Source organism: Streptomyces sp. TE5632 (genome assembly GCF_054061295.1).
Map to the genome: position 1 here is coordinate 2,036,302 of NZ_JBSSEA010000003.1, position 21,199 is coordinate 2,057,500.

The following is a 21,199-nucleotide window of genomic DNA, read 5'->3' on the forward strand; positions in this document are numbered from 1 at the left end:
TCGGACCGCCGTGGACCGCCGTGGACCGCGGTCCCAGGCCGGATTGCGATGCCCGGGCCTGATCGGCTGCCGGCCACGGTCCTGGTGGGCCACCGTCCGCTGTGAGGGTGCGGGTCAGGCGTCCGCCTTGTGGTTGGACCCGGCCTCACCGCGTCGCAGTGCGTCGTTGATGCGCCGGGCCTCTTCCAGTTGGTCTTCCAGGATGATGATGCGGCAGGCCGCCTCGATGGCGGTGCCCTGGTCGACCATTTCCCGGGCGCGGGCGGCGATGCGCAACTGATAGCGGGAGTAGCGACGGTGGCCGCCCTCGGAGCGCAGCGGCGTGATCAACCGGGCTTCACCGAGGGCCCGCAGGAAGGCGGGCGTGGCACCGAGCATCTCCGCTGCTCGTCCCATGGTGTAAGCGGGGTAGTCGTCGTCGTCGATTCGGTTGAACGGCGTGTCTGTGGTCATCTGCACCTCTGAGGGGGAACGCGTCGAGGGGCCTTGGTGCCGTACGGCACCAAGGCCCCGAGGGATTTGTAACACCACCGACCGGCTTACTGCGATGCCGGCCTTCTGTTTCCGCACCGGCCCCCGACAGGGGGCGGAGAGTGCGGGGATCGCGGATACGTGACCGTGGGACCACCTTCCGTTCCGGGGCCTGCGGTACCCGGGCAAACCGTTCTCGCCCGGGCGATCCTGATGGCGTCCTCCTCCTTCTCTCTTCCTTCTGACAAATCTTTTGACACTGCGGATCCTGCGTACTGCCGGCGGCCCTCATACGGCCACCAGGCCCGGCGGTCAGCGAGGGGGCCCCAAGCCTACTCCGGCCCCACCACTCCACCGCCGTGCCAGAACCTTTGCTTCCGTGCGGGCAGTTCGTGTCTGCCACACCTCGCTGACTTCCTGGCTACAGCAGACACATTAACCTCAGCGCGCATGCATGTCTATAGCAGCCGCGACAGATTTCAGCCCATGCGAGTGAAAGGTTCCACACCAGCACCCAGGTGCCGCAACCGCTCGGCTTCGACTGGGGCATGACGCGTGGGAGCGGCGACCGTCCCGACGGACGGTCGCCGCAACGACGCCACCAGCTTGTTCCCGGCCCTCGAGGCCGTGCCGGTCGTACGGCCGGCACGGTCGGCCGGCCGGCACGGTCGGCCGGCCGGCACGGTCGGCCGGCCGGCACGGTCGGCCGGCCGCTGTGCGGGCATGGCGGGGCCGACCGCGGTCACGACCGACGAGTGTCACCGTCCCGTCCATGACCCTGGAGCGAATCCGCCGATCACCCCACGCGATAGGCGCACGGCTCCGGACTTGGCACCCGACGTCGGTCCGCCGAGCGCACTTTCACCGTCGCCCTGAAGTCAAGCCGGACGTGCCCCTGCACAAGCCCGACGGCCGTTCTCGGGGAGGACCCGCCAGAACGGATTCAGCGCACACGAGGCTTGCCGGGTGCGGCAACTCCACCATGGTTGAACGCGTTCAACTCCCCTGGCATGATGCCGCTGGACGAGAGGGCCATGGCCATGACGAGTTCGCTTCTCATGCCGCGAGTCCGGCCCCGGGTCGGCGGGACCGGCAGGGGGAGAGCGGCGGGGAGTACCGCCCCTACGCGGATCCTCGACTGGCAGCATCCGCAGGTTGTCTCGTCGCTTCGACAGATCGACACGACAGCGAACTCGGGGGCCGATCCGGGGCACGTCCGCCAGATAGCGGCCCTGCGCCGGGCCCACCGGTGGATCGCAGCAGCGGTGCAGCCGGTGTACTCAGTACAGGACGAGGTACTCAGTACAGGACGAGCGCCCCGTGTCCGAGGTGCTTCGCCGCGGCCGCGGCTCGTGCAGCCAGCGACTGGCCGTGCTGGAGTCCGTGGCACGGGCATCCGGGGTGGCCACGCGGGTGCGCGGCCTGCTGGTGGACGGGAGTTTCTGGTATCCGCGCTTCCCCCGGTTGCATCGGATCGTCCCGGAGCAGGTTCTCCTGGCATGGCCGGAATTCCGCCTCGAGGGCCTGCCGGCGGGCGTCCACCCCACCCCACCGCACCCTGGTTGGGAGTCTCTGAACTCTTCGGCAGCTTTGACGAGTTGAGTGACAGTCATGGTGGCGGCTTCACCAATGCCGGACCGGAGACGCTGTTCGACGCGCTGTCCAGGACAGCGATCGACTGGGACGGTGTGACGCTCTGTCCGGCCGACGGCGCCGCGTGCGACCTCTCGGCGTACGTCTTGACGGACCTCGGTCGCTTCGACTCTCGCGACGAACTCTTCACCCGGCACGGCCAGACGCTCTGCCCGGCGGCGAGACTGCTGGCCGAGCCGATCCTCGGCCGTCGCCGCTCGGCGGGCGGCTAGTCCTGTCCGGCTCACATCCACGTCTGCCATCAACGGCGCCGGACGGGGACGCACACCAGCACTTCTGCCTGGTCGCCGCACCAGTCGATGACGGCAGCCGGAGCGGACTCGGATCGAACCCTCAAGCGGGTGTCGCGGGTTCGAGTCCTGCCGGGGGCACCGGGCCGATGGTGATGGTGCCGGCGCTGTCGGGTTCCGCTTGCGCCGACGGTTCGTCAGGCCTCCGCCTCCAGTTCGGTGGCGGGGGTCCTGGCCGTAGGCCTCGTCGCCGGTCACCCCTGGCCGCGCTCCTGGGCGGGAACGGCGTATACCAGCAAGTTCCGCTGGTAGCCGCCGTGTTCGCGGTCGTACGGGGGCGCGCAGGTGACCAGGGTCAGGACCGGCCGTCCGTGGCGCCGGAACACCTCGTCGGGGAGCCTGTCCTTGTCGACCACCTCGAGGGCCGTCACCTTGTACCTCACGGGGGGCGCGTCCTCGCGGGCGACGGTGGCGTCGTCGCCCTTCCGGACCTCGTACAGCTTGGCGAAAGCGCCCAGGGCGCCGGTGCGGTCGTCCACATGGCCGATGAGGACGGCGGATCCGGCGGGGGCGCCCGGCGCGGGGCCGTAGCGGTACCAGCCGGCCTGCCCCGCGCTGTCGGGGATCTCCACCGTTCCGTCGTCCTTGACGCCGACGCCCTGGAGCCGGGCGTCCAGAGAGACCCGTGGAATGCGCAGCGCCGTCGGCTCGGGTACGGAACCGGACGCGTTCTCCGTCTCGCCCGGTCCACCGTCCTGGCCCCCGAACGAGGCCCCGGCCGTAGGCTCCTGGGCCCGCGGCCGGGTGCCGAAGTCCGACGGCACCGAGGTTCCGGACGGCCACAGCGACCAGAACAGCAGCGCCGCCAGGACGACGGCGACCACCGCGGCGGCCCCGACGGCCGCCGCGGAGGGTCGCCCGCCCCTGAGGGAGGAACGCATGGCCGTCAGTCGCTCCGGGAGTACCGGCGGCGGGCGGCCAGCAGACCGGCGACCGCGACGGCACCCGTGGCGCCCCAGGCGAGCCAGATGGTGGCGGACTCGTTGTCGGCGGCCATCGCGCCGCTCTCGCCGGCGTCCACACCGCGCGGTGCGGAGCCCATACCGCTGATCGTCTGCGTCTTCAGCGCGAGGTTCTCGTCCTCGGCGCTGCCCCAGGCGTAGACGACCGTGCCGGCGCCCTCGGCGAGGTCGAGGTCGGCGGGGCCGATGACCACGGTGCCGGTCCCGGCCAGGACGACATCGGCGCTCACCGTGCCGGCGGGCACCTCGAGCGACTTCTCGTTCGGGTTGGTCAGGCCCTCGATGACCGGCTCGCCGCCCGCGCGGACGTCCACGGCGGGTGCCGCGGCCACGTGACGGACGGTCAGCCGCGACTGACCGGCCGGGACCTTGGAGGTGTCGTTGACGAACGCGGTGAGCACGGGGGCGCCCTGCGCGTCGAGGTGGGCCGCGAGCGTGGCGTTCGCCCCGGCCGGGATCTCGACGCTCTTCCGGATGGCGGGCTTGCCGTCGGGGCCCTCGCCGTCGGCGAAGACCTCGATGTCGTAGGTGCCCGGGTCCAGGGACTGGGGTTCGGTCAGGGTGCCGGGCTTGAAGTCGGGGAGCAGTTCGTTCCCGTTGGCGTACACGTCGACGGTGAGGCCCGGAACGCCGTGGAAGACGGACACGGACGCCTTGCCGTCCTCCTGCGCCGTACCGTCCGCGGAGGCGGGGACGGCCACGGCGAGGGACAGGACGCAGGCACCGGCGGTGGCGGTGACGGTGGCGATCTTCCTGCTGCGCGAGTTCGTCATCGGAACTCCCTTCGTGGGGGACCCCGGTCACACGTGGGGCCCGGCTTCCGGATGAGCGGCTTCTCGGATGCATCGCGCGACGGGTTCTTCGGCCGGGTGCCCAGCGACTCCTCACTGGCGTCCGGCAACCGTCGTGCTGTCGCACGCGGCCGCGGTCGGTGTCACGAGTGTTGTCGGGAGTGGTGCCACTGGTGATGTCAGCCGTGCTGTCGGAAGTGAGGGCGGGCTACCCGGGCGGGTCCTTGAACGGGACCCAGCACTTCGATCCCGGCGGCCGCGAGGCGAGGCAGGCGCTCTTCATTGAGCGGCCTGCTTCCCGTGACACCTGGCCCAGTATGAGATGCCGTGCGACAGTGCGCCACTTATGCGCCGTACGCCCCAACCGGAAACGGCTCGCCGCCCCGGCCGGCTCGGGCCCGGCGGACGGCCCGAGCCCTGGGCCAGGCCCGCGGCCGGAGCCGCTGGACCGTCGACGGCGTCGACGGACACGCGATACGAGTCGCGCGAAAAACCTTCGCCCACCTCTGCATGGCCTTGAGCGGGAAGGTCGGTCGACGATCTTCACCGGTACGGAAACCTCTTGCCCGGGCGAACCGTAGACGCGCAGCCCAGGGACGGGGTGGCCGGCGTGGCACTCGTCGTCGATCTCCGGCCCGGCGCCCGGTGGCTGCTACGGATCGCCCCGGTCATCGTCGGCGTCCACGGCTGCGCGGACCACGCCGAGAGGGACGATCACCCCGTTCCCCGGGGAAGAGGGAAGCGGTCGGCCTGTCGGCCTCAGGTCTTCTGCCCCGGCCAAAGTGCGCCACCACCGAACATCGCGGAAAGTGGAAGCCAGGAAGGGAGCGTTCCATGAGCTGTTGGCGTGGACACGGCCCCTGGCGCCACTACGTCCATCCGTACCCGCCGCCCCATGGCCACTGTCCGGTACCCCGCCCTTACGCACCGCCGCCGGAGCCTCGCGTCCGCGCCGCAGATGCGGAGACATCAGGGACCACCTGCGACAGCTCCAGAACGAGATCGCCAGGCTTCGGCGGGACGTGGATGAGCTGAGGCGTCGGTCCAGCAAGCCGGAGCAGTGACCGTTGCTCGTGGTGGTGGTGTGCCACGTCGCCCGGGGAGGGCCACCACCCCAGCGACCAACCCGTATGGCACCTCAAGAAAGTAGCCCCTCTCATGGCAGCCACGCCCGTCATGCAACTGCCAGTCATCAACGAATGCGCGGCCGAGAGCTGCGCCTACAACCACGACCACACCTGCCACGCCGTGGCGATCACCGTAGGAGACGCCAGCGCCCCCGTCTGTGACACGTTCATGAGCGCAGACATGGAGGGTGGAGAGCCGTCCGTCACCGGCCGGGTCGGCGCGTGCAAGATGGCCGACTGTCGGCACAACACCGGGCTGGAGTGCCATGCCCCGTCCATCACCGTCGGTTACGAGCACGAGCAAGTCGACTGCCTCACCTACGCGCGGGCCTGAGCGACGGGCACAGCCATCACGAGCTGCCGGGGTTGCCGTACAGCAGCGAAGTGCAGTGACCCCAGCAACCGTGCCGATCCGGAAGCGCCCGTCGGAAACCAGGAAGCAACCCGTCCGACCAGCACTGACCGAGTTCTACGGAGCCACGGATCAGAAGGTCGCCGACATTCACGTCTGCCGTCGATGACGCCGGACCGGGACGTACATCAGCACCCCCGTCCGGCCGCCGCACCAGTCACCGACAGCAGCCGGAGCAGGATCGGATCGAACTCCTCAAGCGGGTGTCGCGGGTTCGAATCCCGCCGGGGGCACCAGGCGGAAGGCCCCGGACCGATCATGGTCCGGGGCCTTCGACATCCAGGCCGGTCCTGCCGGGGCGCTTTTGGCGTGGTGGCCCTCGGCGGCGCGCTCGGTCGGCTCAGGCGTTGGGACGCTTGCCGTGGTTGGCCTTCTTCTTCTTACGACCGCGTCGTTTGTTGGCTCGCTTGGCCATGGTGCGCATCTCCCTGATCGGGGCTCTTCCTGCCTCCGCCAGTCTAGGTTCGGCCCCGGGTGTCCGCACCAGTGGTGAAGCGGCCCTTACGAGACGGGGCACGCCCCGCGCGGTAACGCGCGCCACCGACAACGCCGTTCACTCACCGTCGGCGGCGGGCTCGTCCTCCTCCCGTTCGCTGTCCGGTCCCTGGGCCCGCACCCGCTGGACGTGCTCCAGGGACTCACGCAGTTCGGCGAGCCAGTCGTCGGTGTGCCGCTGGACCAGGCGCACGCACCAGGCCAGCGCCTCGCTGCGACTGCGGGCCACCCCGCCGGCGATCAACGTGTCGAGGACCAGGCGCTCCGGCTGGCGCAGCCGGGTCATGACGGGCGCGGCGACATGGGTGAACAGGGCGCGCCGCCCGTCGCACTCCACTCCCCAGGAGACCTTCCGGCCGAAGCGGTGCTCCGCGTCCCGGGCGACCGCGATCCGGGCGTCCCGGGTGCGTTCCCGGAACTCCTGGATCCGGCCCTCGATCGCCGCTTCCCGCTCGGCCGGAGAGGCGTCCTCGACCGGCCGGGGTCCGGGAATGCGTCCGATCACCGTGATCTCCTCGCGGTCGACCGTGACCTCGGCCAGTTCCTCGAAGAGGTCGTCGGGGAGCCGGCCGCTGAACCAGCCCCTCAGCTGTTCTCGCTGCTGTGCCGTAATCATGTAATGACGATTACTCGGCATCTTCATGAACACAAGGGATGGCGGAACGGTCCGCCGACAGCAGAATCGGAACACTTCAGGCCTATTGCCGACCTTGAATGCGTGATGTCGTCGGAGAACCTGCGCCGATCGCGTCGGGATCGCGCGCCGGACTCCAGGCCTCGAACGGCCGGGAGCACAGGAACTCCTCGAAGCCGTCGCGGCTCAACGTCACCCCATGGTGTCGAAAACCGTGAGCAGTCGGCGGGCATGTGCCACTCAAGCGCTCAAATGAGCGACATCAGGACAGTTGCAGCCAAAGTGCTCACGACTTTGGGACGGTGTGTCCTCCCCGGGGCAGGAGCGCGTGTCCCGGCATCGCCACGTCGAGGCCGCCGCCGCACCGGGCGGCCGGGGAACATCGCCCGCACGAGCAGCCGACCGCCCCCGACCCGCGACGCCACCTTCAGATCCCTTGCACCGCCCGGAGGGGCACCGTCTCGGCCCGTGGGCCGACCGGGACGGATTCGGCGCACATGAGACCGGCAGCCCCCGCGGACTCGTGGGAACCACCGAAGCGTATTTTCCCGGGCCGGACGCGCCCAAGGCACCGTTTACCCAGGTCAGGCTCTTGACCGGGGAGAACTCCTCAAACGGGTGTCGCGGGTCCGAATCCTGCCGGGGGCACAGCAGGCGAGGGCCGACTCAGGAGAGGTCCCCCCTCCCGGGCCGGTCTTCGGCGTGTCCGGGGTGGTGCCACGCGCGCGCCACTCCGTCCGGCCGGCGCCCTCTTCGGAGGAGTCCGTGGCCATCCCCCCGCCGCCCCGAATCACGGCCCGGAGCTGGTGGGCGAGGGCTCGGTCACGATCACTGGTCGCGTGCCGGCAGATCAGCGCGGCCCGCGGGCTGCCGTGCCCCGCACCACGGTCGGCAGGCGTGGCGGGCGCGGTCCGGTGTGCTCGTGGTCGCTCTCGAGGGACTCGTCGCCGGCGTCGCGGCGGCCGGGTCCGGCCCGACAGCCGGTTCGCGCACGGTCCGGTCGACGCGCTTCCCGGAGCCGGCGTGGGCGCGATCGTTCGCGACGGCACCGTCTTCTTCCCCGGTGGTGAGGACGAACTGCGGCCCGGGGACCGCGTCGTCGTCCTCACCGAGCACGACCGAGCCCGACCGCGTCCCCGCGATCGAGCACGACCTGTGACTCCGTCACGCTCGTCGCCGCGTCCTCGACGGTGGCGCCCGCGCAGACGGATCGGCGGACGCGAGCTCCTGCGCTCCGAGTTGCCGGGGCCGGTCGAAATGGAGTCGCTCGGCGCGACCGTTCGCGGGACCGCCCGACGGCTCTGGAAGGTCTACCTCGCGGTGACGGTGATCGGCATCCCGGTCCCGGCCTGCCTGGGACGGGCCGGGCTGGACCCGCGGATGGGTCTCTTCAACGCGTTCTCCTACGCGACGTCCGCCGTGTCCCTCGGCGGGTTCACCCCGGAGGTCGACTCGGCTCAGGGCCTCGCGCCGGTGACGCAGTGGGTGCTGTGCGGGCTGATGGTGGCGGCCGGGGTGAACCTGCTGCGGTTGTGCGGCTGGCGGCCTTGTCGCCCTGCGAGATGAAGTCGAGGGTCTCGTACTTGATGTCGCTGAACGCGGACTGCTGGATCTTGGTGGTGTGCTTGAACGCCTCCGGCCCGCGCATCGAGTCGTCATGGCTGCCGTGGTTGCGGAAGTCCGCTGTGAGGTAGCGGTCGGCGGCCGAGAGGCCGCCCAGGTCGAGGCCCTCGTGGAAGACCTTCTCGATCAGTTCCTTCTGCTGCTCGGGGGTGAGCATGGGATGAACAGGATTTCCGCAGTGCCTTCGGGCGGGGTGTGCTGCACGGCCGACTCGCCTCCGTCGCTCGTGCCCCCGGTCCCACCCGGGTGAGCGGCGACGACGGTTTTACGCCCCCCGGGCCGGAGGGAAAACCGGGCCCCACCCGCGCAAAAGGCCCCTGGAAAGCGTCGTCCCTTCCCCCGTGGCGGGTGAGGCAGGGGAAGCGTGCCTCGGGTGCGATGGACGGAGCGGCGGGTGCCGGCCGCTGCCCGGCCGGCCCCGCCGGCGTACCGGGCCGACTCGGCGAGGTGGACGGCGTGAAGCACTGGCGGGCCCTGATCGTTCTCGGTACGGCCCAGTTCCTCATGGTCCTGGACACCTCCGTCATGAACGTGTCCATCAGCCGGCTGGTCGACGACTTCGACACGGAGGTCACCGCCATCCAGGCCGTCATCACGTTGTACGCACTGGTCATGGCGGCGTTCATGATCATCGGTGGGCGGTTCGGGGACATTTTCGGGCGTCGCCGCATGTTCCTTCTGGGCCTGGTCGTCTACGGCGTGGGGTCGGCCCTGACCGCTGTGGCCCCCACGCTGTGGGTCCTCACGCTGGGCTGGTCCGTCATCGAGGGGCTCGGAGCCGCCATGGTGCTGCCGGCCATGGTCGCCCTCGTCGCGGAGTCGTACCGCGGGCGGGACCGGGCCGTCGCCTACGCGGTCATCGGCGGGCTCGCCGGCGCCGGGATCGCGGTCGGCCCGCTGCTGGGCGGCTGGATGACGACGTACCTGACCTGGCGGCTGGTCTTCGCCGGTGAGGTCGTGGTCGTCGTGGCCGTCCTGCTGTGCCGTCGGGTGATCGCGACGCCCGTCCGGACCGGCCCGCCTCCCCGGCTGGACGGCGTCGGTGCCGCGCTCTCCGCGGCCGGACTGGGGCTGGGTGTGCTCGGCGTGCTGCAGAGCAGCACGTGGGGATGGGTGCAGCCGCGGAACCCGCCCTTCACCGTGTTCGGCTTCGCCCCGACGCTGTTCGTCGTCGGCGCCGGGGTGGCCGTCCTGGCCGTCTTCCGGCACTGGGAGCGGCGGCGCGACAGCCGGGGCGCCGACCCCCTGGTGCACCTGTCCCTGCTGGACAGGCCCGTGCTGCGGTCCGGTCTGCTGACGCTGCTGAGCCAGAACCTCATCCTCCTGGGGCTGTTCTTCACCATCCCGCTGTATCTGCAGGTCGTCCAGGGGTTCGACGCCTTCCAGACCGGGCTGCGTCTCCTCCCGGTGTCCGCCACCATGCTGGTGACCTCCCTGTCCGCGTCCCCCCTGGGACGGGTGTGGGGGCCGCGCCGGGTGGTCCGGGTGGCCCTGCTCACCCTGACGGCGGCCATCGTGTGGCTGCTGGCCACCGTCGACCCGGTCATCGACGACGCCCAGTTCGCCGGAGCCATGGCCCTGCTGGGCGTGGGGGTCGGCCTGCTCGCCTCTCAGTTGGGCAACGTCGTCCAGTCCGGTGTCGGCGAGGAGGAACGCAGTGAGGCCGGCGGGCTCCAGTTCACGGCACAGAACCTGGGCTCGGCGCTGGGCACCGCGCTCATCGGGTCGATTCTCATCGGTGCGCTGGCCCACGCCTTCACCACACAGGTGGCGGACGACCCGCGTCTGTCCGAGGAGACCCGTACGCAGGTCGGTGTCTCTCTCGAGGCCGGGGTCTCCTTCGTCTCCACCGGTCAGGTGCGCTCGGCGGCCGAACGTGCCGGGTTGCCGCCGTCCGAGGTGGACGCCGTCACGGACTCCTACGCCTCCGCACAGCTGGCCGGCCTGAAGGCGGCGATCCTGGCCACCGGCGGCGTCGCTCTCGCCAGTTTCCTGGTCACACCGCATCTGCCGACCTCCCCGGGCAGCCGTCCGCGGCAGCCGGACGCCGGTGCCCCGGCCGAAGCGACCGGCCCGAAGCGCTGAGACCAAGGCTGAGGCCAAGGGAGCCAGGCGTGTCCAGAACCAGAACCAGAACCAGAACCAAGACCAGGATCAGGATCAGGATCAGGAGCAGGGCCAGGGACGGCCCGGCCGCGCACCGGCGGGCGCGCCGCGCCGAGCGCCGAATCCACGCGGACTACACGGGTGCCGTCTACGGATCCATGCTCGCGGCCTCCGTGGTGCTCGGCGCCGGCTCGCTGGGCTCGTTCCCCCGCGCCGAGCTGGTGCTGCTGCTGTTGCTCACCGGTGTGGTGTTCTGGATCGCGCACGTGCACGCCCAGTTGTTCGGGGCACGGCTGGCACAGCGGACTCCGGACCGCCGGGTGGTGCTGCACGTGTGCCGTGACGAGTCGCCGATCGTCAAGGCCGCTTTCCCGCCGGCCGCCGCGGTGGCCGTCAGTCCGCTCCTGGGCCTGGACGTGCGGGGCGCCCTCTGGCTGGCCCTCTCCGTCGCCGTGGCCGGGCAGGTGGGCTGGTCCGTGGCCGCGGCACACCGTGCCGGTGCTTCCCGGCGGCTGATGGCCGCCACCGCGTCGGTCAATCTGCTGATCGGCCTGCTGATCGTCTCCTTCAAGATCGTCCTGAAGCACTGAGAACGCACGGGCCCGGGGTACCGACCGCCGGACGGAGGGGCACCTGCACCGGGTGCCGGGATCACCCGCCGTGGGTGATCCCGGCACCCGGTGACAGGCGTGACCCTGGATCGTCAGGTTCTCGCACACCGTCCGTCACGGACCGTCCGTCACGCACCGCCCCGTCGGCGCATCCGGAGGCGACCGACCGATCATGCGAGGAGAGGTCATGTCCATGCCGCGTGGTCCGGTACCGCAGACCGGGTCGGAACGCCGTGCCGACCGAATGCCCTTCGATCCGATGGGCGATCCCACACACGCACTCACACGGCTCGGCCGTTCATGGACCTGGCTCCTGGGCTCGGCCGTCACGACGCTGGTGCCGGGCGTCCTGGTGCTGGTCTGGCCGGAGGCGACCCTGCACGTCCTGGCCGTCCTCATCGGCCTGTACCTCCTGGTGACCGGGGCGTTCCGGTTCGTGGCCGTCTTCGCGCGGGAGGGGCACGAACGGCTCCCGGGGCTGCTCCTGGCCGTGCTGTACGTCCTGACCGGGGTGTTGTGCCTGCGGAACCCGCTGCAGACGATCGCCGCGCTCTCCCTGATCGTCGGAGTGGTCTGGCTCGTCTCCGGCGTGCTCACCCTCTACACGGCCCTCGCCGCCCATGACCTGCCGCACCGTGGCGTCGTCCTGGGCACGGCCGTACTCGCCATCGTCGCGGGGATCGTGGTCCTCGCCCTGCCGGCCGAATCGGCCCGCGCCCTGACCCGGTTGCTCGGCCTGTGGCTCGTCCTGCTCGGCCTGGCCGAGGTGGTGGTCGCCTTCGCGTGGCGGGCCGCGCTCCACAAGACGCGCTCCGCGGGGCCGCACACGCCCGTCCCGGCGGCCTGACACCGCGACCGCCGCGGAGGAGCACCCATGAACCCGGCCACGACCCCGGGCCCGCCCGACTCCGACGGAGCCGCGCACCCGAAGCACGCCTTCACCGCCGACGAACGAGCGGAGTACGAGCGGCTGCGCCGTCACGCGGCGGTGCGACACCGGCGGGTACGCGTGGCGGGCTCCTCGATCCTCCTTCTGCTGGCCCTGCTGCTCGCTCCCCTGGCCGTCGTCGCGGCCTGGGTCCAGGACACGGTCTCCGACACCGACAGGTACGTGGAGACGGTCGCACCGCTGGCGTCCGATCCGGCCGTGCAGAAGGTCGTGATCAACCGGCTCACGGACCGCGTGATGGAGAACGTGGACGTCTCGGCGGTGACGGACTCACTCGCCGAGGCCCTCCAGAACGCCGGGGCGCCGCCCCGTGTCGTGGCGGGGGCCGAGTCCCTCACGGGTCCGCTGCAGAACGAGGTCAGGACGGTCGTGCACCGCACTGTCAGCCGGGTGATCACCGGCGACACCTTCCAGCAGGTGTGGGAGGGCGCCAACCGGCGGGCGCACGCCGCGGTGGTGACCATGCTCACCGGTGACAGCGCGGGTGCCGTGCGCGCCCAGGGCGACACCGTCCAGCTGGATGTGGGAAAGGTCGTCGACCAGGTGCGGGAGCGGCTCGTCGACGCGGGCTTCGACAAGGCGGCCGCCATCCCGGACACCGACCGGACGATCACACTGTTCCAGACCGAGCAACTGGGCAAGGCGCAGGACATGATGCGGCTGCTGGACGTCCTCGGCGTCTGGCTGCCCGTCCTGACCGTGGTGTTCGCCGCGCTCGCCGTGTGGACCGCCCCGGCACACCGCGTGATGCTGATGGTCACCGCGACGGGTGTCGGCGTGATGATGGTGGTGCTGCTCGTCGCGCTGGCCGTGGCCCGACGGGTCTACCTGGACTCGGTTCCGCCCGCGACGCTGCCGCCCGGCGCGGCGGCGACGATCTACGACGCGTTCGTCCTGTTCCTGCGCGACAGCACGCGCACCCTGCTGGTCGTCTCGGTGATCACGGCACTGGTGGCGTACCTGTACGGTCCCGGACGTCCCGCACGTGCCGTTCGCACGACGGCGCAACGGGGTGCGGCGGCCACCGGCCGGGCGCTGCGCCGCGCCGGGGTGCGCACCGGGTCCGCCGGACGCTGGCTGGCGGACCACCGGGCGTGGACCACCGGCGGCGTCTTCGCGGCCGGGTCGCTGGCGCTGGTGCTCTGGAACCACCCCACGGTCGGGGCGGTGGTGCTCGTTCTCGGTGTCGTCCTGGCCGCTCTGGTGGTCCTGGCGATCCTCGGGGCCGCCGCTCCCCCTGCCCACGGGGAGTCCGGCGCCTGATCCGAGGGCGGGAACCCGTCCGCCGACGGCACCTCACCCGGTGCGCACACTCACCCGCGCCGGGTGAGGTCGCCCGGTGCTCGCCGCAGGCACGCTGAAGACGGCACGAAACCGCTGCCGGCGGGCGCCCGGGAACGAGGGAGACCGCGGCGCCCTCGCGGACGAGGAGTTCCGCAGGGCGAAGGAACTGGTCCTGACCGGCCACGGCCCGGTGGAGCGCTCGGACTCCACCGCCCGCGACCCCGGTCGCTGAGCACCCGCACACCACGAAACGAGGCGCAGGACGACCGCGACGCACACCCCCGTCCGCGCCCACGGCCGGCACCGTGTGAGGCAGTCCCGGCACGGCGCGGACGCAGTGAGAGGCCGGAGAGGACAGGGCCGGAGAGGACAGGGCCGGCGCCGCGTGCCCGGGAACGCGAGGAGAAGGGCCGACAGGTGGAACGGCGCAGAGGTGGCACGAGGGGATCGGGCGGGGCGGGGGGCGCAGCCGCACTCGAAGGCGGGGCCGGGCGGGCCCGCCTCGCCCTGCTCGCCCTCCTGGGAAGCATCCTGGTGCCGCTCGTCGCCGCCGGTCTGCGGAGCGTGCTGTGGGTACTGGTCGGCGTCGCGGGGCTCGCGCTCGCCGCCGCCGGCGTGTGGTGGGTCCTGGCCCACACGGGTGTGCTCCGTGCCCTCGGGGCGGTCCTGTCGGTGGCCGCGCCGGTCGCCGTGTTCGCCCTGTACGCCGCGTTCGGCTTGCTGGGGCCGGCCCTGGTGTCCCTGGCCCTGTGGGCGCTGGCCGTCACGGCGGCGCGTACGGCCCTGACACCGGATCACCCCGCCTCCGAACAGGCTGTCACCGAGGCGCCCCACGCCCCCTGGATCCTGATGAATCCGCGCTCCGGCGGCGGCAAGGTGGGCCGTTTCCAGCTGGCGGAGAAGGCCCGGGCGGCGGGCTGCCGGGTGGTCCTGCTCGACGCGGGCCAGGACGTCGTCGAGCTGGCCCGGCAGGCCGTCGCCGAGGGAGCCGATCTGCTGGCGGTGGCGGGGGGCGACGGCACCCAGGCCCTGGTGGCCGAGGTCGCGGCGCGCCACGACCTGCCGTTCGTGGTGGTCCCCGCGGGCACCCGCAACCACTTCGCCCTCGACCTCGGCCTCGACCGCGACGATCCGGCCGCGGCCCTCCGGGCCCTGACCGACGGCGTCGAACTCCGCGTCGACCTCGGGTACGCCGCGGACCGGGTCTTCGTCAACAACGCCTCGTTCGGGACGTACGCGTCCGTCGTCACCGACCCCGCGTACCGGGACGCCAAGACCCGCACGACCCTGCGCACCCTTCCCGGCCTCCTCACCGGCGAGGAGGCGCTCAGGCTGCGGGCACGGGCCGGCCGGACGCGCATCGACGGGCTCCAGGCCCTGCTCGTCGGCAACAACCCCTACGGACGTGCCGTGGACGCGGCCCGTCCGGGGCGCAGGGAGCGGCTGGACTCGGGGCTCCTCGGCCTGGTGTGCGTGCGGGTCGGCAGCACCGCCGAGGCGGCGCGCATCGTGCGCGGTCCGCGCTCCGGGGGGCTCGTCCGGCTGACCGCCGAAGAAGTCGTCGTCGAAGCCGGCACGGACACCCTCCCGGTCGGCATCGACGGAGAACACGTCGTCCTGCCGTCACCCGTGGTGTGCCGCAGCGCGCCCGGTGCACTCCGGGTCCGCGTGCCACGCCACCGCCCTCACGCACGGCGAGGCAGCGGCGCGGCGGCCGACTGGCCGCACGTGGCACGGTTGGCGCTGGGCCGCCCGGTCCCGGACCGGCGGACGACTACGACTCGGCCGGGGTGACGGCGGTGATCGCCGTCTCGTCCGGCGGTTCTCCGGGGCCACCCACCGGCGCCCGTGCGCGGCCCCGCCCCCGCCGGAACAGTGGCGGCTCCCCGCCGAGGACGGCGGGGAGCCTGTGGACCGCCGGGTGGAGGTCCGCGGCGGCTACCGGGGCGCGACCGCGTCCTCGGTGCTCCTCGGGCGCCTCCGCTCCCGGACCAACGAGATCGCGATCACCAGCGCAGCCACGAGCACGGAGAGCACCACCTGGCTCCGTCCGCCGCCCTCCCTGCCGTCGGTGAGCATGTAGACGAGCACGAACGAGATCATCCCGATCGTCACCCACGTCAGATACGGGAACAGCCACATCCGGACGACGAGCTTCTCCGGGTTCTCGCGCAGGATGATGCCCCGCATCCGCAGTTGCGAGAAGCAGATGACCAGCCACACGAAGAGCGCGACCGCGCCCGAGGAGTTCAGCAGGAACTGGAACACCGTGTCCGGCCACAGGTAGTTGAAGGCGACCGCCACGAAGCCGAAGGCCACGGAGGCCAGGATCGCGGCCTGCGGGACACCTCGCGCGTTCGTCCGTACGAAGGACTGCGGGGCGTCGCCGCGCTGGCCCAGGGAGAAGGCCATCCGGGAGGCGGTGTAGAGGCCGGAGTTGAGGCAGGACAGCACGGCGGTCAGCACGATGAAGTTCATGATCTCGCCGGCGTGCGGGATCCCGATGGAGTTCAGGGCCGCGACGTACGACCCCTTCTCCTGGATCGCGGGGTCGTTCCACGGCAGCAGGGAGACCACGATGAGGATCGAGCCGACGTAGAAGAGGCCGACCCGCCAGATCACGCTCCTGGTGGCCTTCGCGACCGCCCGCTGCGCGTCCGGGGACTCGGCGGCGGCGAGGGTGACGATCTCGCTGCCCATGAAGGAGAAGACGACCAGCAGGATGCCGGTGAGGATCGCTCCGGGCCCGTTCGGCAGGAAGCCGCCGTGTTCGGTGAGGTTGGCGAAGCCCGTCACGGCGTTGTCGGAGCCGGGCAGCACACCGAAGATCGCCAGGCCGCCGAGGACGATGAAGCCCGCGATGGCGACGACCTTGATGCCCGCGAACCAGAACTCGAACTCGCCGAAGGAACCGACCGAGAGCAGGTTCGTGGCGGTGAGGACCACCATCACGATCAGCGCCCAGGCCCACTGCGGTACGGCCGGCACCCACCCTTCCAGGATCACGGCAGCCGCGGTCGCCTCCACGGCGAGCACGACGACCCAGAAGAACCAGTACAGCCAGCCGATCGAGAACCCGGCCCAGCGGCCCAGTGCCCGGTCCGCGTAGGCGGAGAAGGAACCGGAGCTCGGGTTGGCCGCGGCCATCTCTCCGAGCATCCGCATCACCAGGACGACCAGGGCTCCGACCAGCGCGTACGACAGCAGGATGCCGGGCCCGGCGGCGGCGATGCCGGAGGCGGAGCCCACGAAGAGGCCGGCGCCGATCACACCGCCGATGGCGATCATGGACAGATGGCGGTTCTTGAGACCGGCCTTCAGACCCGACTGCTCCGGGGGCCGGCCGCCGACCGGCGGAGTGGTGGCGGTGGCCAGGGAGTCAGGGGGGTGTGTGGTCATATCGACATCCGTCCAAAGTGGGGTTGGGGAGTCCTGCGGGGAGTGGCTGCCGTGTTCACCGGGCCACCGATCACCGATCACCGGCGATCCGGATCTCCGGATACCCCGTGATCGGCGGGAACGAGCAGGCCGGTTCGGCAACGGGTCAGCCATGACCCTGGAAATTCTCGAAATCGTTCACTGTGTGGGGGGGTGGTGTTCGATATTCGGGTGTTGTGCCGATGATGGGGTCGTCATCGCACGTCGGCGCCGTGCTCCGTCTCCTCGTGAGAGGCGGTGTGAGAGCCGGTCCGCATCACTTGCGGGGTTGAATTCGCGCAAGCGTATGAGGGGTCACGAGGCGATGTGTTTGTGCGGCTCGACGAATCCGCCTCCGATCGGCTGTACGGCCGGCCAATGCGGAAGGAAGCGGAATCAGGCGGTGGGCGGCGGCAGCCGCAGCTGGAGCATGGCGAGCAGACGCTGGTCAGGGCGGCTCAGTTCGAGACCGGTCAGCTCCTCGGCCCGGCGAATGCGGTAGCGCAGCGTGTTGGGGTGCACATACAGCTGGGCGGCGGCGGCCCGTACGTCACCGAAGGAGTTCAGATAGGTCAGGACGGTCTCCGCCAGGCGGCCCTGGTTCCGGCTGTCGTGCTCGAGGAGGGCGGTCAGCCGTGGATCCCGTATCTCGGGATGGGCGGAAAGCAGTGTCAGCAGTTCACTGACCAGTACTTCCGCCTGGATGTCCGGCAGCGCGGCGACCGCGGTGGGGACGTCGGTCCCCAGCATGGCGTCGAGGATGCGGTCGGCCTCCCGGCGTGACTCCGGGACGTCCCCGAGCCCGGACACCACGCAACCGACCGAGCCGCGCAGGGGCAGGTCCAGGTGGCGGCGTGCGGCGTCGGTGATCTCCTGGCCCCAGCCGCGCAGCGTGTCCACGTCGATGCTGCGCGGCAACTGGGGCAGGAGCGCATAGATGCGGGGGTCGACCTGCGTGACCAGCGCACTGCGATGCCGGGCGGCCATGTGCACGGAGACCAGGTTGGTGACCTCGGCGTGGGTCAGCTCCGGGGCGGCGACGACATCCGCGGTTTCGTACGAGAAGCCCAGGACTGCGGCCGGACGGGTCGCGTCGAATCCCAGATGGGTGGCCAGCGGCTGGGGCCCGGTGTTCCCGTCCAGCAGTCCGGCCAGCAGGGTCCGGGTGAACGTCAGTCCCTCCGAGAGCTCCCGGCGGCGGCGCACCAGGTGGAGCGTGGCGACCCGGGCCGCACCCAGCAGTGCCTGGTCCGAGCGTTCGGACAGGGGCGTCGAGCCCTCCTGCACCCAGATGGTCCCCAGTTGCCGGCCCCCGGACCGCACGGCCACCGCGAGCCGGCGGCGGATCCCCAGCTCGGGGTGGCTGTCGACACTGATCACCTCGTCGCTGGAGTGCAGGTCCTGGAACACGCCCCACTCGCGCAGCTTCGCCAGATAGGGCTCCGGCCCCTGCCAGCCGAGGATGGAGCGCCGCCGCAGATCGTCGATCTCGTCGGAGTCGGTGGAACGGGAGTACGCCAGCACCCGGTGGGCGGCGTCCTCGATGCTGACGATGCCGCCGGTGAGGATGGCGGTGGTCTGGGCGAGCGAGAACAGGTCGCCCTCCTCGGCCCCTTCGCCCGGGTGGCCCGGCGGCACGTCGTCGAGGGCGGCGCGGGCCAGCGTGTTCACCTGTTCCCAGCGCGCTTCGCCGCGCAACGAGAGCAGGGCGACCCCGGCCTCGGCGGCGGTCTCGCTGAGGGCCGCGGCCTGGCCGGGGCTGTCCAGTTTGACCACGACGCCGGCGGCTCCGTCGCGCCCGGCGGCCCGCAGCGCGGGATAGGCGGCTCGGCCACGGGCACCGATGACGAGAACCAGCTCGCCCGGCCGAGTGGCCGGCGGGTCCTCGGGGTCGAGCAGGGCGACGCCGCGGATCTCGACGTCCAGTCCGGCGGGAGCGGCCTGCACCTCCAGCAGCGAATCACCCAGTGCCATCAGCAACTCGCGCAGGCTGATGCTCGCCGTGGGGGGAGGTACCGCGTCCGAATCTATGGTCATCGCCTCTGCCGGGGGCCGTGCCGAGCGCGATGCTATCCGTTCGGCGACGGGGACCGCACCGGGCATGTGTGGACCCCGTCGGGCTGACAAGTCCACAGACACGCTTTTACAGTGGTGGGCACGACCCCTGCCGGGCCTGCGGCACACCTGTGTCGCAGCCACCTGCCGGCTCAGCCGGCATCTGGCGGAGGTGTGCCGTGCCAGACAACTGTCGGCCTTCCGGCTTCAGCGCCGACCTGTTCCCCGCCGCACGCGGATGGATCCGCGATGCCGCGTGCGTGGGCGAGGACCCCGAGCTTTTCTTCCCTCTGATCGAGCGGGACAGCGAGCCCCAGGTCGCTCGCGCCCGTGCGGTCTGCCATCGCTGCCGCGTCCTGCTCGCCTGCCGCCGGTGGGCCGTCGAGCAGGGGGAGGACGTCGGCATCTGGGGTGCGACCACCGCCGCGCAGCGTCGCGCCATCCGCCGGGAGCTGTTCGACGGCCCGGCGGGACGAACGGCGGGGAAAACGGTTGACGCGCGTCAGGAATGACCGCTTACAGCCGGGGTGCCGGCCATGCGGTGCCGCCTCGGGTCCTCGAGTCCGGCCGGCTCGGCCATCACCCGGGCCATCGCCTCGGTCACCGTGGTACCGACCGGCGTCGTCTCGGCCGTCTCAGCCTCCTGGTGCGAAGGCCGTGCTGGCCAGGGCCACGTGTACGGCGGTGCCGGCGAGGATACTCAGCAGGGCGTTGCGGTGCCACAGGTGCAGGCCGACGGTGACGGCCAGGGCGGCCAGGGGGGCCAGGGCGCGGGACTCGGTGACCGGGAGGTCGCGCAGGCAGTAGACGACCAGGATCACCATGATCCCGGCGGGCATGCGGGTGCTGAGGTACTGCACGGTGGCGCTGGCCCGCAGCGGGGCGAGGACGGCGAAGGGCAGAGCGCGCAGGGCCCAGGTGACGGCGGCGGCGACCAGGATCGCCGCGACGGCGAACGGGGTCTCCCCTGCCCGAGCGAAGTCGAGAGCTTGGGGAAGGGCGTCAGACATGGGCGGGCTTCCTGCCGGTGGCGAGGTGGCGGGCCAGGAGGCCGGCGGTGAACAGGGCGAAGGCGGCCAGGAGCATCTGGTCCGGGAAGAGGAGCCGGGCGGCCAGGGCGCAGACGAGGGCGAGCACCGGGGTGGGCAGGTCGCCGCGCAGGTCGCGGATGGCGTCGAGGGCGAGGACGGCGAACAGGGCGGTCAGTGCGAAGTCCAGGCCGGTGACGCCGTCCGGGACGAGGGAGCCGAGCAGGGCTCCGGCCGTCGCGCTGCCGGCCCAGTACAGGTGCATGAAGAACTGCAGCCACAGGATGCGCCGGCCGGACCAGGTGCGGGCCTGCTCGGTGGCGGTCAGGGCGTACGCCTCGTCGGTGAGCGCGAAGGTGCTGTACGTCTTGGCGAGGCGGCCCCGCACCCGGTGCAGGGGGAAGGACAGGGCGTAGAAGACGTGCCGTGCCTGGACCAGGGAGGCGGCCACGGCGACGGACGCCAGCGGCGCGGCGGCGGCGACCATGCCGATGAGCAGGAACTCGAACGAGCCGCCGTAGATCAGGGCGGCGGACAGCCCCGCCCACCACCAGTCGAGTCCCGACTGGACGACCAGCGCCCCGAAGGCGAGACCGAGCGGGAACATTCCCATGCCCACGGACGCGCAGTCCTGGAAGGCGGCCCGCGCCTCGGACCGCTTGCGCGACGGAGGAACAAAGGCGGGAACGGACGCCGACACGGGCCCGGGGACGGACACGGGCCCGGTCCGGTCGGCGACGGTGGAACTTGTTCGCATACCGACATTTTAGTGAGAATCCCACCTCATATGGTTACCGATCCGGGTCGTACGATCGCCGTATGAGCAATGCAAGCAGCCTCGATGCGACCGACCGCGAAATTTTGTTTCATCTGCGCCGGGACGGTCGGCTGTCCAACGTCGAGCTGGCCAAGCGGGTGGGCCTGACCCCGCCCCCGTGCCTGCGCCGGGTCAAGCGCCTGGAGGAGGCCGGCGTCATCACCGGCTACCGGGCCGTCGTCAGTCCCGGAGCGATGGGACGCGAGCTGGAGGTCCTCATCGACGTCGAGATCTACGCCAACGACCGCAAGACCGTCGAGGAGTTCGAGAACACCGTGGCCTCCTACGAGGAGGTCGTCGAGTTCCGGCGGATGTACGGCCGCCCCGACTACTTCCTCCGCGTCGCCGTCGTCGACCACGCCGCCTACGAAGCCTTCCTGACCGGAAAACTCACCGTACTGCCCGCCGTCCTCCGCCTCGAATCCCACCTCACCATGAAGAAGATCAAGGCCGACGCTTGATTCCTGAAGCTCG

21 protein-coding genes are annotated in these 21,199 nt (G+C 71.4%); 11 read left to right on the forward strand and 10 right to left on the reverse strand.

Annotated features, from left to right (window positions below; genetic code table 11):
* Window positions 1-114 precede the first annotated feature (114 nt).
* Entirely contained in the window at window positions 115-453 is a 339-nt protein-coding gene (locus ACVW19_RS14300; RefSeq protein ID WP_457459773.1) for a MerR family transcriptional regulator, read from the reverse strand.
* 1,347 nt (window positions 454-1,800) lie between these two features.
* Here ACVW19_RS14300 and ACVW19_RS14305 point away from each other — a divergent pair.
* Window positions 1,801-2,073 carry a hypothetical protein gene (locus ACVW19_RS14305; protein WP_457464607.1) on the forward strand — a complete coding sequence of 91 codons (273 nt, stop codon included), beginning with the start codon at window positions 1,801-1,803 and terminating at the stop codon, window positions 2,071-2,073.
* On the forward strand, window positions 2,070-2,336 hold the full coding sequence (locus tag ACVW19_RS14310) for a hypothetical protein (protein WP_457459774.1): 267 nt from the start codon (window positions 2,070-2,072) through the stop codon (window positions 2,334-2,336). The genes ACVW19_RS14305 and ACVW19_RS14310 overlap by 4 nt, the downstream gene beginning before the upstream one ends.
* Window positions 2,337-2,608: 272 nt before the next feature.
* Here ACVW19_RS14310 and ACVW19_RS14315 read toward each other — a convergent pair whose 3' ends face one another.
* Both ACVW19_RS14315 and ACVW19_RS14320 read right to left on the reverse strand, forming a co-directional pair.
* Entirely contained in the window at window positions 2,609-3,295 is a 687-nt protein-coding gene (locus tag ACVW19_RS14315) for a class F sortase (protein ID WP_457459775.1), read from the reverse strand.
* A 5-nt stretch (window positions 3,296-3,300) separates the two neighbouring features.
* Window positions 3,301-4,149 carry a DUF4397 domain-containing protein gene (locus tag ACVW19_RS14320; RefSeq protein WP_457459776.1) on the reverse strand — a complete coding sequence of 283 codons (849 nt, stop codon included), beginning with the start codon at window positions 4,147-4,149 and terminating at the stop codon, window positions 3,301-3,303.
* Between the two features lie 1,176 nt (window positions 4,150-5,325).
* Between ACVW19_RS14320 and ACVW19_RS14325 the strand changes: the two genes are divergently transcribed.
* Window positions 5,326-5,628, forward strand: a complete 303-nt coding sequence (locus ACVW19_RS14325) for a DUF1540 domain-containing protein (RefSeq protein ID WP_457459777.1) — start codon at window positions 5,326-5,328, stop codon at window positions 5,626-5,628.
* A gap of 418 nt (window positions 5,629-6,046) precedes the next feature.
* Here the strand turns inward: ACVW19_RS14325 and ACVW19_RS14330 are convergent, their stop codons facing one another.
* The 3 genes from ACVW19_RS14330 to ACVW19_RS14340 form a co-directional block, all read right to left on the reverse strand.
* Window positions 6,047-6,121 carry a 50S ribosomal protein bL37 gene (locus ACVW19_RS14330; protein WP_109381338.1) on the reverse strand — a complete coding sequence of 25 codons (75 nt, stop codon included), beginning with the start codon at window positions 6,119-6,121 and terminating at the stop codon, window positions 6,047-6,049.
* Window positions 6,122-6,259: 138 nt separating this feature from the next.
* On the reverse strand, window positions 6,260-6,817 hold the full coding sequence (locus tag ACVW19_RS14335; protein WP_457459778.1) for a hypothetical protein: 558 nt from the start codon (window positions 6,815-6,817) through the stop codon (window positions 6,260-6,262).
* 1,453 nt (window positions 6,818-8,270) lie between these two features.
* Complete coding sequence (locus ACVW19_RS14340) at window positions 8,271-8,615, reverse strand: ester cyclase (RefSeq protein ID WP_457459779.1); 345 nt, start codon at window positions 8,613-8,615, stop codon at window positions 8,271-8,273.
* A 299-nt stretch (window positions 8,616-8,914) separates the two neighbouring features.
* Here ACVW19_RS14340 and ACVW19_RS14345 point away from each other — a divergent pair, with 299 nt between their 5' ends.
* The 6 genes from ACVW19_RS14345 to ACVW19_RS14370 all read left to right on the forward strand — a co-directional run bounded on the left by ACVW19_RS14345 (window position 8,915) and on the right by ACVW19_RS14370 (window position 15,202).
* Window positions 8,915-10,543, forward strand: a complete 1,629-nt coding sequence (locus ACVW19_RS14345; RefSeq protein ID WP_457459780.1) for an MFS transporter — start codon at window positions 8,915-8,917, stop codon at window positions 10,541-10,543.
* A gap of 80 nt (window positions 10,544-10,623) precedes the next feature.
* Window positions 10,624-11,154: a hypothetical protein gene (locus tag ACVW19_RS14350; RefSeq protein WP_457464609.1), complete on the forward strand. Its 531-nt coding sequence runs from the start codon at window positions 10,624-10,626 to the stop codon at window positions 11,152-11,154.
* Between the two features lie 208 nt (window positions 11,155-11,362).
* Window positions 11,363-12,022 (forward strand): HdeD family acid-resistance protein, encoded by a 660-nt coding sequence (locus ACVW19_RS14355; RefSeq protein ID WP_457459781.1) that lies wholly within the window; start codon window positions 11,363-11,365, stop codon window positions 12,020-12,022.
* 27 nt (window positions 12,023-12,049) lie between these two features.
* Window positions 12,050-13,387 (forward strand): hypothetical protein, encoded by a 1,338-nt coding sequence (locus ACVW19_RS14360; RefSeq protein ID WP_457459782.1) that lies wholly within the window; start codon window positions 12,050-12,052, stop codon window positions 13,385-13,387.
* 76 nt (window positions 13,388-13,463) lie between these two features.
* Window positions 13,464-13,640 carry a hypothetical protein gene (locus ACVW19_RS14365; RefSeq protein WP_457459783.1) on the forward strand — a complete coding sequence of 59 codons (177 nt, stop codon included), beginning with the start codon at window positions 13,464-13,466 and terminating at the stop codon, window positions 13,638-13,640.
* Between the two features lie 185 nt (window positions 13,641-13,825).
* Window positions 13,826-15,202, forward strand: a complete 1,377-nt coding sequence (locus tag ACVW19_RS14370; RefSeq protein ID WP_457459784.1) for a diacylglycerol/lipid kinase family protein — start codon at window positions 13,826-13,828, stop codon at window positions 15,200-15,202.
* 144 nt (window positions 15,203-15,346) lie between these two features.
* On the opposite strand, the gene ACVW19_RS14375 is transcribed toward ACVW19_RS14370, so the two are convergent.
* On the reverse strand, window positions 15,347-16,807 hold the full coding sequence (locus ACVW19_RS14375) for an amino acid permease (protein ID WP_457459785.1): 1,461 nt from the start codon (window positions 16,805-16,807) through the stop codon (window positions 15,347-15,349).
* 414 nt (window positions 16,808-17,221) lie between these two features.
* Window positions 17,222-18,862, reverse strand: a complete 1,641-nt coding sequence (locus tag ACVW19_RS14380) for a helix-turn-helix domain-containing protein (RefSeq protein ID WP_457459786.1) — start codon at window positions 18,860-18,862, stop codon at window positions 17,222-17,224.
* Window positions 18,863-19,059: 197 nt separating this feature from the next.
* Here ACVW19_RS14380 and ACVW19_RS14385 point away from each other — a divergent pair, with 197 nt between their 5' ends.
* A complete protein-coding gene (locus tag ACVW19_RS14385; RefSeq protein ID WP_457459787.1) occupies window positions 19,060-19,392 on the forward strand; it encodes a WhiB family transcriptional regulator in 333 nt (110 codons plus the stop codon).
* Between the two features lie 123 nt (window positions 19,393-19,515).
* Here the strand turns inward: ACVW19_RS14385 and ACVW19_RS14390 are convergent, their stop codons facing one another.
* Together ACVW19_RS14390 and ACVW19_RS14395 are read right to left on the reverse strand one after the other, a co-directional pair.
* Window positions 19,516-19,890, reverse strand: a complete 375-nt coding sequence (locus ACVW19_RS14390) for a branched-chain amino acid transporter permease (protein ID WP_457459788.1) — start codon at window positions 19,888-19,890, stop codon at window positions 19,516-19,518.
* Entirely contained in the window at window positions 19,883-20,521 is a 639-nt protein-coding gene (locus ACVW19_RS14395; protein WP_457464611.1) for an AzlC family ABC transporter permease, read from the reverse strand. The genes ACVW19_RS14390 and ACVW19_RS14395 overlap by 8 nt, the downstream gene beginning before the upstream one ends.
* A gap of 206 nt (window positions 20,522-20,727) precedes the next feature.
* Between ACVW19_RS14395 and ACVW19_RS14400 the strand changes: the two genes are divergently transcribed.
* Entirely contained in the window at window positions 20,728-21,186 is a 459-nt protein-coding gene (locus ACVW19_RS14400; protein ID WP_457459789.1) for an Lrp/AsnC family transcriptional regulator, read from the forward strand.
* The last annotated feature ends 13 nt before the right edge of the window (window positions 21,187-21,199 follow it).